The 14,096-nt window shown below is 46.9% G+C and carries 10 protein-coding genes; 1 reads left to right on the top strand and 9 read right to left on the bottom strand.

All coding sequences use genetic code 11. The annotated features are described in order from the left end of the window. Positions 1 to 79 precede the first annotated feature (79 nt). Positions 80 to 1,735, top strand: coding sequence for a GMC oxidoreductase (locus AC58P7_RS22485; protein ID WP_497346826.1), 1,656 nt, complete (start codon positions 80 to 82; stop codon positions 1,733 to 1,735). A 1,356-nt stretch (positions 1,736 to 3,091) separates the two neighbouring features. Here the strand turns inward: AC58P7_RS22485 and AC58P7_RS22490 are convergent. The 9 genes from AC58P7_RS22490 to AC58P7_RS22530 form a co-directional block, all read right to left on the bottom strand. Next, the gene (locus tag AC58P7_RS22490; RefSeq protein WP_497346827.1) at positions 3,092 to 3,760 is read right to left on the bottom strand and encodes a carbohydrate ABC transporter permease; all 669 of its coding nucleotides are present in this window, start codon (positions 3,758 to 3,760) and stop codon (positions 3,092 to 3,094) included. A gap of 504 nt (positions 3,761 to 4,264) precedes the next feature. Continuing rightward, positions 4,265 to 4,498, bottom strand: a complete 234-nt coding sequence (locus AC58P7_RS22495; RefSeq protein WP_497346829.1) for a hexameric tyrosine-coordinated heme protein — start codon at positions 4,496 to 4,498, stop codon at positions 4,265 to 4,267. 125 nt (positions 4,499 to 4,623) lie between these two features. Then, entirely contained in the window at positions 4,624 to 4,803 is a 180-nt protein-coding gene (locus AC58P7_RS22500) for a fibronectin type III-like domain-contianing protein (protein WP_497346831.1), read from the bottom strand. A 160-nt stretch (positions 4,804 to 4,963) separates the two neighbouring features. Further along, entirely contained in the window at positions 4,964 to 6,976 is a 2,013-nt protein-coding gene (locus AC58P7_RS22505) for a methyl-accepting chemotaxis protein (protein ID WP_497346833.1), read from the bottom strand. Between the two features lie 266 nt (positions 6,977 to 7,242). Continuing rightward, complete coding sequence (locus AC58P7_RS22510; RefSeq protein ID WP_497346905.1) at positions 7,243 to 9,531, bottom strand: glycoside hydrolase family 3 C-terminal domain-containing protein; 2,289 nt, start codon at positions 9,529 to 9,531, stop codon at positions 7,243 to 7,245. A gap of 81 nt (positions 9,532 to 9,612) precedes the next feature. Further along, positions 9,613 to 10,947: a glycoside hydrolase family 30 protein gene (locus AC58P7_RS22515; protein ID WP_497346835.1), complete on the bottom strand. Its 1,335-nt coding sequence runs from the start codon at positions 10,945 to 10,947 to the stop codon at positions 9,613 to 9,615. Positions 10,948 to 10,972: 25 nt separating this feature from the next. Continuing rightward, entirely contained in the window at positions 10,973 to 11,785 is an 813-nt protein-coding gene (locus AC58P7_RS22520; RefSeq protein ID WP_497346837.1) for a carbohydrate ABC transporter permease, read from the bottom strand. Positions 11,786 to 11,796: 11 nt separating this feature from the next. Then, entirely contained in the window at positions 11,797 to 12,681 is an 885-nt protein-coding gene (locus tag AC58P7_RS22525) for a carbohydrate ABC transporter permease (RefSeq protein WP_497346839.1), read from the bottom strand. 72 nt (positions 12,682 to 12,753) lie between these two features. After that, entirely contained in the window at positions 12,754 to 14,022 is a 1,269-nt protein-coding gene (locus AC58P7_RS22530; protein ID WP_497346841.1) for an ABC transporter substrate-binding protein, read from the bottom strand. Positions 14,023 to 14,096: the final 74 nt, after the last annotated feature.

Raw genomic sequence — 14,096 nt, forward strand, 5'->3', positions numbered from 1 at the left:
AATTGATTATCCAACTAGCTCAGATTGGTTTGCCTCTCCAACTCTCACTGTCGGCAGTAGTTCGAAAGGAAGTGAAACCATGAGAATATGCATCGCAAATGACGGGTATACGCTGAGGAAAATCGCGAATCAAAATCAAATCGAAATCGCGGAACTCTTAGCGCTGAATCCAATCATTGAGGATCCTGATCAGAACATTGGAGGCAAAACGGTGAGGCTTCCATCGCTAGCCATATCAGGCAGGAGCCCAAAGAATATTCCCCCCACTTGTCCGCCTGATCCTCCAACCGGCTATTTGGATCAATGGATTCCGCTTACCCCGATTGAGCAGATGGAGAAAACCGATTATGACGTTCTGATCATCGGCACCGGGGCGGGAGGCAGCGCCGTTCTTTGGAGGCTATGCGAACAGTTGGGGGCGAGTGGAAAACGAATCGGCATCGTTGAAGCTGGCGATCTATTATTACCCATGCATGCTCAGAACATCCCTACTTTGGATATAGAGAGAGCCAGACAATTATTCACTAATCCGAAAATTTCGATACCTATTGGCAAGAGGATTCCCGAATTTCCGGCAGCAACCCTGCTTCATGCGCTTGGGGGAAGAACGTTGTTTTGGTCCGGCGTCTCTCCTCGTATGCATGAATCTGTGCTAAGAAAGTGGCCGGTCACCGTGAAAGAGATGAGTTATTACTACAATGTCGCCGAAGAAGTGATGAACGTTACTCGGGATTACACCAAGGGTTCTTCGATAACGGAAGTCATTGTGAAACGGCTTCGGGGAGGCGGTTTTACCGAAGCGGCGGGTTTTCCGCTAGCTGTTGATTTAGCAACAACAAAAAATGGACAAATTCATTCCAATGTATTTTACAGTGCTATGAATTTATTTGCTTATTCCTTAAATCTCAGGCCATTTGATTTGACTGTGAAAGCCCGTGCAGTGAAGGTGCTCCACGAAAATGGGAAAGTCGTTGGCGTAGAAGTGATGAATCCGGACAAGAAATCGTTTTTTCTCAAATCCAAGAACGTGGTCTTATCAGCAGGGGCTCTTGAAACCCCGCAGCTATTACTTTATTCAGGGATCCAAGGAAGAGCCATTGGTCATTATCTCACCAATCATTCATTTATAATGGCGCATGGCGTTTTGAACAGGGGGGATATCCCTGAAAATCTGGGCACTTTAGGTATTTTAATCCCTCAGACGAACGAACGTCCTTTCCAAATTCAACTCTATGGACCTGGAGACTATTTTTGGTACAGTTATGAGGAAGAACCTTTACGAAAGGAATGGGGGATTCGTCTTGAAGGTTTTGGTATCGTGGAATCGCGGTTTGAAAATCAAGTGTATTTGAATCCGAATAGCCGGGACGAATACGGGGTCCCGGAAATCCAAATCCATTTCTCTAATAGTGAAAAGGATAAAGAAATTATTCATCAAGTAGCTCAGACGGTAAAACAAGTATCCGAAGTCATTCAAGCACCTTTGATTTCAAGGGGCGGCCAGGCTGATATATGTCTCATGCCTCCGGGACAAGATAATCATGTGTCAGGAACATGCCGAATGAGTGATGATAGCCGCGATGGGGGAACGAACCGATTTGGAGAGGTGTTTGGCGTGGATGGTTTATTCGTTGCCGATAATAGCGTTCTCCCCCCCATTGGAGCTTCCAATCCGACTTTATCGATGGTAGCCCTTGCAATACGTACTGCAGATTTCATTATCACGAAGCTATAAAAAGGCCGACGCTCGAACTTCATGACTAGACAACGACTGAACGCGACCTTCGTTTGGCTTATCCGCTTGTCAAAAGAGGCCTTTGAAACTCAGCAAGCCATTCCTGTCGTTTGTTACGAGTTTGAACAATACCCTAAGGGATAAAAAAGGTTTGATCTGAGACCTGCCGACAAAAGAGTTACCCCTCGAAACTCTTACTGCCCTTTGTCTCCATGGAATGGGATTATTGATTTTTCCTAGTCATCCAAAATGCAGGACCAGGCCTTTCTTAAAAATAAGATGCCGGTTTTCAAATCGGATTCAACATAATTCATTATAATTTTGGATTAATTTTTCGACATAATGATTACTCATAAATAGCCCACCTACACAATAAAATCACTCTTTGATTAACCTAAATAGCTACCTTCCGCTGTCTCCTTATTATATCACCAATTTACAAATTCAGGATATTTGGCAGACCTCTTTTCTGTAGTACTATACTACCGTTAACGAAAAAAGCCCCGTTAATTGCTGGCTTTTCATATAAAATAGATTTACAAGGACTGTTTGCCACTACCACCGCATCTTCGACCTATCAACAACACAATCTCGACTCAAAGCCGACTTTGTAACACGCTAATTCTGACTTGCTTCTATGTCACTAATTTTTCATACTATAAACACTGTTAAAATGCGGTATTGGGATTAAATTTGTTAGATTGAACCCAAATAACAGTTCACACGGGGGCTTCAAATGAATCTGGATATCTGACAATTACGTTACTTTATTATGATCGTGGAATACTTAAGCTTCGCAGAAGCGGCAAACAAACCAGCTATATGTTGCCCAGTCGACCATTAACTGAAGCAGGGAGTATCGGAATTTCTTGGCATACATATTAAGCGCTCTTTGCCAGATGTAACTAGATGGTTCCGGGAGCAATATCCAAACTGGAGTTGCACCTAAATCACTACCCGACTCAAGCTCTAAAGTCTAGTACCAGATGTTAAGAGGACAATTAAGTTTTGAAGTGCAGAAAGCCAGCAAACACAATGGTTCACTGGCATCTTTCGTGATAATATAAAGACAAGTAAAGTTTTGAAATACTTCAGACAAATGATGGCCACCTGACGAAGGAGTTGCAAGCACTGTCGTATATATATCGCACAGCGAACCTTTCCCCCATTTTGGTTCCCCAACCTTCACCTAGTTTTTTATAATTATGCGCTTTCATCTGTTCGTAGATTAAAAAAAATTCATTAATCTCCGTCATTTATCCGAATTAAAGTTCCATATTAACCTCTCCAAGAAAGTCTATCCATCACCATTAAGTGCGGGGAAGCTACTCCCCGCTCGCTTAACTTTTGAATGGTTTAACCCTTTACCGAGCCTGCAGTCATTCCTTCAATAATATAGCGTTGAAGAAACAGGTAGACAATCAGCATCGGCAGCATGACCGATAGCAAATCAGCAAATACAAATTGCCAAGAAGTCCCGTATTGCGAAACGAAATTATCAACAGAGAACGGTAAAGTCCACTTGCTACTGTCACTAATAATGTAAAGTGTGTTGAGGAAATCGTTCCAGGCCGAGATCGCAACGAATACAGTGACCGTCGCAATTGACGGTTTCAGCAAAGGAAAGATAATCCTGCTGAACGTATAGAACGTTCCTGCGCCGTCAATCGTCGCTGCCTCATCAAGCTCCCTTGGCAAAGTTCTAATGAACCCGCTCATAATAAAGATGGTTAGTGGGAGGCTAAGTGCAGTTAGGAATAAGATAAGACCGATAAACTGACCGGATATATGCAGTATTTGCGTCAACTTAATCGTTGGAATCATCGAAGGTGGAGCGATCATCCCCGCAAAGAATAAGTAGAATAGGTATTGAACCCATCTACCTTGCCGACATGATAGAAAATAAGCACACATGGATCCTGCCCCTATGGTGAACAGAACCGTTGAAAACGTTACGATCACACTGTTTTTGAAGCCGTTCAGCAGTCGACCTTCTACAAATACCATCTTGTAGTTGGACCACATCCATTCACTAGGAAGGCTTAGGTTCAGTTTAACCGCTTCAGCGGGACTTTTTAGGGAGCCAAGAACTGTCAAATATAGTATTGGAGAGCGTTGAGATAGAATTCGGTGGAGAACATCAGGCCCGCGAAAAAGGTATAGCTCAATTGACGTTTACAAATGATAATAACGAAGTTTTTCTGTAATAACCAAGTATATGGTGTTGTGGAGACTCGAAGACGGGGTTTTGAAAATGGATATCGATATTATGTTCAAAATTTTAATAAACCGAAGGCAGTCCAGTCATAGACTAGGCGGCTTTCTTGCTGCCTATACATTCAACCTCAGTGAGGACAGACGAAGTTTTGACCTGCCCTTACTTAATCATATGCATACTGGGTGCACACTAAAAAGCTCCGATGGACCCATCAGAGCTTCTTGTGTAAATGAAAATCATCTATTCTCTTCTGTATACAAATGCTTTATTGCTTATTTTTAGTAAGTTTATATTCAAATCAATTCGGACTGCTATTTGCTTCTCCAGTAATTGTTAGCGACCGAAATAGTTTGGAAATGAATTGCGATTACTTGAGAAGCTGCCGTTAAACTATCGGCGTTTTCTGCGTATTCCGCCCTTAATTTGTTACGGATTTCGTCAGACGGTTGTGTATACTTAACCCCCATTCTTAAGAGCTTGATCGCTAACTCAAAACCCTCTTGGGGAGTGGCTGTTTCTAAAGTCGGAAGCCAATTGTTAGACATAATTTTCTCCTTTTGTGTAGTTCGACATCAACTTCTGTAAACAAGACTATTTTGCAGATTCCAATGATAGCTGTTTACAACTGAATCGAACATCTATATTTTTCATAAAATAGAACAAATTTAAACTAATTTTCAATACAAACTGGATACCAAGATTTTCTCCCGTGGGACATACCCTCTTTGCGACGCCAGCATTGTAATACGCGAGAGCTCGCTTCTCCAAAACAAATGTTAACCGTCTTAGCCTCACCCGGTTGAGGCTCGATCTTCTGGAATCCCTTCAATTCCTTGCGCGGTTGGATCACGCTACTCTCCTTATCGAGGACATACAACTGAAACGACTTCTTTCCCCGCGCGATCGCCGACGTTCCGAAAATCCGGCGAAGATGATTACCATTTCCGTCGCTACTACGATTTCAACCTCCTCCATCCCAATTCAAGGCATCCTTATGACTCAAGTTCTTCTTACAATTTGAATTTCCCGACCAGTTCTTGCAGCTCCCCCGCCATATGTGTAAGATCAGCCGAGGAAGATGAAATCTCCTCCATTGATGCTAGCTGTTCTTCGGAGGCAGCAGACACATTATGCGTCCCGGATGCCGTTGTTTGCGCAACGCCCGCTATTCCTTCGATGGCTTGTACAACTTGCGTTGTTCCGACTGAAATTTGCTGGGTAGCGGCTGAAACCTCGCTCGTCTGATTTCCTACCTCAACGACAAAGCGTTCTATCTCTGAAAATAAGTCGCCCGCCGTTTGAACAACTTCTATCCCCACACTTACTTCCTTTGTTGCCGATTGCATCGATTCTTGAGCTTTTTCGATCTCATCTCGAATGGAATGGATGAGACTCGCTATTTTTCCCGCCGATTTGGAAGACTGTTCGGCGAGCTTCTTCACTTCATTTGCTACTACGGCAAATCCGCGTCCATGTTCTCCGGCACGCGCCGCTTCTATTGCAGCATTAAGCGAAAGCAAATTCGTTTGCTGAGCAATTTGCGTGATGGCTTCCGTAATTTGTCCAATCTCTTGGGAAGTATCGGCTAGCCGGATAATGACTTGCGCCAATCCATCAACTGAACTGCTGATCGAACTCATTTGGGAGGAGGCAGTCTGTATGGCGCGTCCACCTTCCAATGATTTCTCGGAGGCTTTTGTTGTTGTGTCGGCAACAGATTTAGCACTAACTGCAATTTGCTGTATTTTTGTTGATACTTCATGAATCGTTTGTGCGCTTTCCTCAACGGTGTGAACCTGTTGATTGGCACCTTCAGCCATCTGCTCAACGGTATTCGCAATATGTTCGGTAGCCTTGGAGGTTTGTTCAGCGCTTGCAGACAACTGTTCCGCAGAAGCCGCTAATTGATGGGACGATTCGCTGACTTCTACCAAAACGGATTTAAGTGAATCCACCATCAGGTTAAAGCTTGCTCCAAGCTCGCCGAATTCGTCTTTCGATTTAATATCTGCTCGATATCTTAAGTCACCCTCGCTGATTTTCCGGGACGTGTCGATCAAAACACGTAACGGAGATGCAATGGCGCGAACAATAAAGAACACGATAATGGCTCCTGCAAGCAAAGCAATGGCAATTACCAGCGCCGTTTTTTTGAAAATCGGGAATGCCTCCTGCGACACTTCATCCTGATACCAGGTAGCCGACAACTTCCAGCCGGTTAACGGATTCGTTGCAAAAACATCCTTCTTGATCTTTCCGTCAAACTTGTTGATGTACTCCAGCGAGCCCGAATCGGAAGCAAAACGTTGATCAATAGTCACTCCTGTCGCAACATCGCCAATTTTCGCTGTAGGGTGAACCAAATATTTTCTCTTGGCGTCATATAATATCACATAACCCTGATTGCCGATTTTGACTCTCTTTACGATTTCGCTCAGCGAATTCAGGCTTAGATTAGCTGACACAACGCCATGACCGTCGCTCGCAACTTTGGCTATCGATATAACAATATTGTTCGTTGCCAAAGATAAGAACGTATCCGTCACAATCACTTTGCCCTTGTTCTCCATCGCTTGCATGTACCACGCTCTTTTTCTCGCATCAAAATCGGCAGGAACTTTAGTATTCGGCGAACCTTGAATTAACCCTGTATCCGCCCCTACACCAACAACCTCCAACTCGGGATGAAGCTGTTTATGCCTGTCGAGAATTTCTTTTAATTTAGGATTTTCATCCCCTTGCTTTGGACCGACCGTTGCGGCAGCGATTTGTTGCGCTAAAGAATCGACATCCTTCATTTCTGCTTCTATCATTTGGGTAATCGTTTGATTCAGAAGATCAACATTTGCAGTAGCAGCCCACATCATTTGCTCATCTACTTTGTTCTTGGCGGTGTTATAAGAAATCCAACCGATAGACAGGCTGGGTACGAGTAAAATGACAACGAAAGCCAAGATCAGTTTTCTCTTGATCGAGTGAAGATTAAATTTGAACGAGCGAAGTTTATTAAGTCTCAATTTCATGTAGATCCCCTTTTACTACTTGTTGAGAATAATCACACTGTAGATAACATTCGGAAGATCGTTCAAGCCTTTATTGACAATATCATGCTTGATCCTAGATCACATTGATTAGTACTGCTCTTTCAGGCGAAAATAGCTTGTGCGGATCTTTGTTGGTTGTTGATTTTTATACTATTCTCGTGTCGATTCATCTGTCGAAATCAACATCGTATTTGAAAATGACGGAGCAGTATTAATTACGTGTTCAGCTTACGGGTAGCATTCATTTATATAGACTCGATATGTTGCCGGGATTCAATCAGAGCATTCAACTCCCTCATATCCTCAGCCAGCATAGCTTCCGTGTATTTTCCTTTTCCGAAAGCGACCAATGCGCGGAGCGGCATATACCTCATCAAAGCCAGAAACATCTCCGGATTGTCGGAGTTCATGGTGTCAAGCCCGCTCTTGGCGGCGAACTCCTTCGCCTTCGCTTCCGTTGCGGGATTCAAAAGCAAGTCGCCCACTAACGTATTTTGCGTAATCGGCGCCGGCTTTAACAACACGGTTGATTTGACATACACGGTTTGCTTCAAGCAGATTTGACGTGAAGACGAACCTGCAGCGATTTCAAATTCACCCGATTCCACATGCCAGTCTTTGATAAGAACATTGTAATAAGCGAAAGCTCGCTTCTCCAAAACAAAAGTTACCGTCTTAGCCTCGCCCGGTTGAAGCTCAATCTTCTGGAATCCCTTCAACTCCTTGAACGGCCGGATCACGCTGCTCTCTTTATCGCGGACATACAACTGGACGACTTCTTTCCCCGCACGATCACCGACGTTCTTGACGGTGACGCGTACTTCCAGCGATTGCTCGTCCGTTATTGACGCCCGATCGGTCTTCAGGTCCGTGTATTCGAATCGGGTGTAACTCAGGCCGTGACCGAACTGAAACAACGGTTCGATTTCCTTCGCGTCGTAATACCGGTATCCGACGAACAACCCTTCCCGATATTCCACCCGATCTCCTTCCCCCGGAAAGTTCAGGTACGAAGGGTTGTCGGAAAGCTTCATGGGGAACGTCTCCGCCAACTTGCCGCTGGGGTTTGCTATACCGTAAAGCAAATCCGCTACGGCGCCACCGAATGCTTGGCCTCCAAGATAGCCTTCCAGCACCGCTTTGACGCTCCTGATCCAAGGCATCTCCACCGGTGCGCCGTTGCTTAGAACGACGACGACATTCGGCTGCTTTGCCGAAACAGCCTCAATTAGTGCCCGGTGGTTATCCGGAATCGACAGATGCGTCCGATCATAGCTTTCGGATTCGTATCGATCCGGAAGGCCGGCGAAAATGATTGCCACTTCCGCCGCCGCGGCTGTTTCAACCGCCTCGTCAAGCAAAGTCGCGTCGATCTCGTCCGATTCGAGCCGATATCCCTGTGCATAAGTTACTGATCCTGCCGATCCGGCATGTATCCTGATTTCATCCAACGGGTTGTCGAGCTTCGTCGGATTGACGTGCGAGCTTCCGCCGCCTTGAAAACGCGGATTTATCGCGAACTCGCCGATAACTGCGATCGACGCTTCCTTCGGCAAAGGCAAAATGCCGTCATTTTTGAGCAGCACCATGCTTTCACTCGCCATCTCCCGTGCCAATGCATAGTGCGTCTCCGAGTCAAAAATTGTCCCCTCTTTGCGCCCCTGCACCGCCTGGAAGATGACTCGCAGCAGCCTCTCGACCGCCAGGTCCAACACTTCTTCCGGTAATGTACCATTGTTCACGGCTTCGACGATTTTAGCGTCCCCAACACCCGAGTTCGACGGCATCTCAAGCTCTAACCCGGATTGAAGCGCCTTTACTCGATCATTCACAGCGCCCCAGTCGGAAACGACAAAGCCTTCAAAGCCCCATTCGTCGCGGAGAATCCGGGTCAATAGCGTCTCATTCTCAGATGCATACTCCCCGTTCACCTTATTGTATGCGCACATGACGCTCCATGGCCGGGATTGCTTTACTGCTCCTTCGAAGCTCGCCAGATAGATTTCCCGAAGCGTCCGCTCGTCGACAACGGCGTCAACGGACATTCTGCGGTGCTCCTGGTTATTGGCGGCAAAGTGCTTCAGCGACGTGCCGACACCTTGGCTCTGTACCCCTTGAATATGATACGTCGCCATCTCAGAGGAGAGATACGGGTCCTCCGAGAAGTATTCGAAGTTCCGGCCGCAGAGCGGCGAACGCTTCAGGTTCGCTCCGGGCCCTAGCAGCACAGCAACGTTACCGGATTGACATTCTTTCCCCAACGCTTCGCCGACACGGCGGATTAATTCCCGATTCCAGGAAGAGGCCATCCCTGAAGCGGTAGGGAAACAAGTTGCAGGCAGACTTTCGTGAAGCCCCACATGATCGGCGTTCTCATCCTGCTTACGCAAACCATGCGGTCCGTCCGTCAACATGACCGACGGAATGCCGAGCCGTTCCACACCTTTGGTATGCCAAAAATCCGCTCCAGAGCAGAGCCCCGCTTTTTCTTCAAGCGTCAATTGCTTGATCAACTGCCGAATATCGTCATTCACTGTTATTCCCCCCGTTGAAATAATCCCCTGATTCTCATCAGGGGCTTTACAAATCAAGTTTTAAATGAAGTTAAAGATGAATCAACCGAAAAGAATCGTATTGAAAGATTCCGCTTCTAGCTCGAAGCCATACGTGGCCATGCCGTCTGAAATTTGGACGGTTCTGGCTTCCTTGAACGGGTTCGCAATGACGACGACGCATTCGCCGCTTGGCGTCTCGTAGCTTACGGCATTCCCGAACCAATGGCCGCGTTGACCGATTCGCCTTGAGCCCGGTCGAACGAAATGGGAGAAATGCTTCATTACATAATACTCAGGATTTTTAATGACCGTCTTCTCGTTCGGGTCGATCGTGATCATGGAATTTTGCTCCCAGCCCCATGTGCTTCGTCCCTTCGGCTCCAAGAATATATTCCAATAAATGTAAGCATTTACTTGATTCGTAAAATAATGCTGGTAGAGATTAAATATATATTTGGCGTACTCCCACGTGTTGGTGCCGTCCCCGCATTCGTTCTCCGTCTGCATATACCTAAGCTCCGGGTAGCTCAGCGCCGTGCGTTGAATCGCCCATTTTCCCGCCCATTGATACCCTACGCCTTTAATATACTTATAGGCTTCCGGGTCGCTGAGCACCGTATGCGCATAAGCGTCATGATCGGCCTCTTTCTTCTTCAACCATTCGTCCCAAGGCTCAGGAGCGTTAATCGTTCCGAGCCAAATTTCCGTGTTGAGACCGTGCTTCTCGAAGGCTGGCCCCAGATAATCGCGGATAAATTCGCGAAGCTGCTCGCCAGTCCATACACAGGATGGAAACTTCTGGTCGGCCACAACTTCGTTCTGCACATGAACTTGGTGAATGGTAATTCCTTCGGCTTTATATGCTTGTACGAACTTCACGAAATACAAGGCATAAGCCTCCAGATTTCGCTTTTCCCAACGCAAGGTTCCGTAATTGTAAGCCTTAGGGAACTTCATCCACGTCGGCGGACTCCACGGCGAAGCGAATAGCTTCAGCTCCGGATTAAGCGCCAAAGCTTCCTTGATATAAGGAATCAGATATTGCCGGTCCCGATCAATCGAGAAATGCTCCATGGCGTAATCCCCATCCGTCTCGTTCAGGCTATACCATTCGAGAGCATAGTCGTTTGCTCCGATAGGAAGACGGCATACACTGAACTTCTGCGCTCCATCGGGATGAAACAGGTTGTACATCGTTTGCTTGCGGTCTTCCTCTGACAGATGGCTTAACGCAGCATAGCCAAGCTCATTGAAGCAGGCGCCAAAGCCTTCTACAGTTTGAAACGTATCGCTTGTCAGCGTAAGGTCGGCCGCGCCGTCCATGGTGGGCGGCAGCGCATTATCGATCCATTGCGCCTCCCTTTTGCTTGAAATCCATTGTTTAAGTTGTCCCATGTCAATTACTCCTAACGTCGATAAATTACCCTTTGACGGCGCCGGCCGTCAAGCCTTTGGTCACATTCTCTTGAAACACTACATAAAGCAGTATTACCGGAAGGGCTGAAATGACAAGCGCTGCCGAAAGTCCCGCATAATCGGTCGTATATTGGCCTTGGAACGACATAAGACCGATCGGCAACGTCTGAATCGCCTTGTCCGACAGGAACACAAGCGCCAGCATAAATTCATTCCAGGCGTTAATCGCTGCCAGAATCGCCACCGTTGCCAGGATTCCACGGCTAAGCGGCAGGAAAATCTGGAAAAACATACGGTAAATACCCGCACCATCCACAATGGCTGCCTCTTCCAACTCCTTGGGCAGTTGTTTAAAGAAACCGTATAGAAGAAACACGGCAAACGGCAAGCTGAAGGCGATGTAAGGGAAATACAGCGACCATCGCGTATTGATCAAGTGCAGTTTCTGCATAATTGTAAACAAAGGAATTAAAGTGCTGTGAAATGGAATGATGATCCCCGCTACGAACAGCGAGAGCATAAGATTGGAACCTTTGAACGGACGCCGCGCCAGCAGGAAAGCGATCATCGCTGCCGTAAGCAGCGTGCCGACTACTGTTACGAATGTCACGATCACACTATTAAACAAGTAATTCTGAATGCCGTTCTCCCACGCGTTGACGTAATTCTCAAACACCCACGTTTTAGGTAAACCCCAGGGATTATCGAAAAATTCCACGTTTGTCTTAAGGGAAGAAATCGACATCCAAAAGAACGGATACCCGGTTACGAGCAGAAAGACCCAAAGAAATAGATGAGTCGGAATTTTTTTAAGCATGGCCGCCTCCTTTAGTATTGAACCGGTTCGCTCTTGAACAGTTTCGACAAGACGCCGGCGAACAAGAGGCCCATAACGAGCAGCAGCATCGAAATCGCGCTTGCGTATCCGAAATCCGAGAAGCGGAAAGCTTGCTTAAACATAACGGAAGCAATAACCTCTGTCGAATTGTTCGGTCCGCCGCTTGTCATAATATAGATCAAGTCGAAATATTTCAGCGACCCGACTACACAGTTAATGATCGCGAAAGAGATAATATGGCGGATAAGCGGAATCCGAATGTTCCACAGCACCCTGAATTTCGATGCGCCGTCCAGATCCGCTGCCTCGATAATTTCGTCCGGTACGCCCTGCAATCCGGCCAAAAATAGAATCATATAGAATCCGATATACTGCCACCCGATAACGGCCGCAATCGCGCCCATAGCCGTCGTTTCATCCCCGAGCCATACGTGCTGCAAGCTTTCAAGCCCAAGAAGCCCGAGGAGATTATTCAGCAAACCGATGTTCGGCTCGTAGATCAGCCCCCAAAGAACGCCCAGAACCGAAGTGGACAAGATGACAGGCATAAAGAATACCGTCTTGAATAAACGCCGTCCGAACAGCTTCTCAGAGGAAAGCAGCACGGCCAGAATCAAACCGAGCGGCAATTGAATGACGAGCGCCCAGAATGTCAAAATAAAAGAATGCTTCACGGAATCCATAAGCAAGGTGTCATGAAACATGTTAATAAAGTTGTGAACACCTGCGAATACCATCGGATTTAAACCGTCCCAAGTAAAAAAGCTATAATACATGCTAAGCAGAATCGGAATCACCAGGAATATACCGAAAATGGCAAGCGCCGGCGTTACGAATACGAAACGGCTGATAATACGTTGCGTACGACTTTCCACTCTTCCATCCTCCCTCACACAAGAATGGTATTGCCCTTGATCGAAGATCAAGGACAATGCCTGTCTGTTTATTTACTTAATCTTGGCCAGCGCTGCCGCTGCATCTGTGGTGCCGCTAGCGATCGCTGAAACCGCATTTAAAATTTGCTCAGCACGTTTCGCATCGATGGCTTGATCATAATATGAGAAGTAGCCGGACGGCATGCTGCCGATATTGGACAAATAATTCGCTACGATCGGATTGAGCTTTTCCCCTGACAGATCCATCTTGATCGCCGAAGGAGCGCCGAGGGCGACTACAAAATTTTTCCGCTGCTCCGGAGTCAAGATAAACTTAAGGAATTTCGTCGCTGCTTCTTTGTTCGCCGATGCAGACACCGCGTAAAGAGCGCCGAAGCCGCCATGCATAAGCGCCGGATCGCCTTTGCCGTTCTCAACCGAAGGGAATGGGAAGTAACCAAGATCGATTCCCGAGTTCGCATAGGAGCCAAGCGACCAGTCACCCATCAGAGTCATAGCCGCCTTGCCCGATTGGAACTCTGCTTCTGATTGCGCAGATGCCATGCCGAGGTAGCCCTTGCCAAAGCCGCCGGCCTTCGCCAGCTGCTGCAGCTTGTTACCGGCCTCAACGAACGAAGGGTCCGTGAAATCGCCTTTATTCGCTGCCGCATTCTCGAACGGCTTCGCTCCGCCGATTCGATTGGAGAGGTATGAGAAGTAGAACAGGAGCGGCCAGCGATCCTTTGCGCCAACCGTGATCGGAGTCACGTCGGCTGCTTTCAGCTTATCAACGGCAGCCATCAGATCATTCCAGGTTTTGGGAACCTGGATCCCGTTATCATTAAAAATTTTCTTGTTGTAATAGAACATAACGTTCGACGATCCTGTAGGAATCCCGTAGAGCTTGCCATCGATTGTAGCGGCGTCGAGCGCGCCTGCCGCGAAATTGCCTACGAATGCTTTATCCCCTTGAATCTCATTTGTAATATCGGCAATTGCGCCTGCTTTTACCATGTTTTTAAATTGTTCCCCGGTCCAATAGCCGAATACATCCGGCCACTGTCCTCCCGCACCGGCGACTTTGATTTTCGTCTTTAACGATTCATCATCCACATACTCCACTTTGATCTTGATTTCGTTCTGGCTTTTCTCGAATGCGTCAATACTTTGCTGAATCGCGTCCTTCATCTTTGTCTCGGAATTCGGTATCCATACGGTGACCTCTTTCGCTTTCGCCGTGGTGCTTTCAGTCGGCTTCTCCTTTGAACCGGTCTGAGCGCCGCCTCCGCAAGCGGTTAAGAAGAGTCCCATAGTTACTGCCACTGCCAACGCTTTCTTCATTCTCATTTCCCCCTCGTATATGTTATCGCTTTCATGTCTTAATTATAAAAGATACTTGGATTAGCTATAAGGCT

Source organism: Paenibacillus sp. J22FR5, assembly GCF_059691975.1.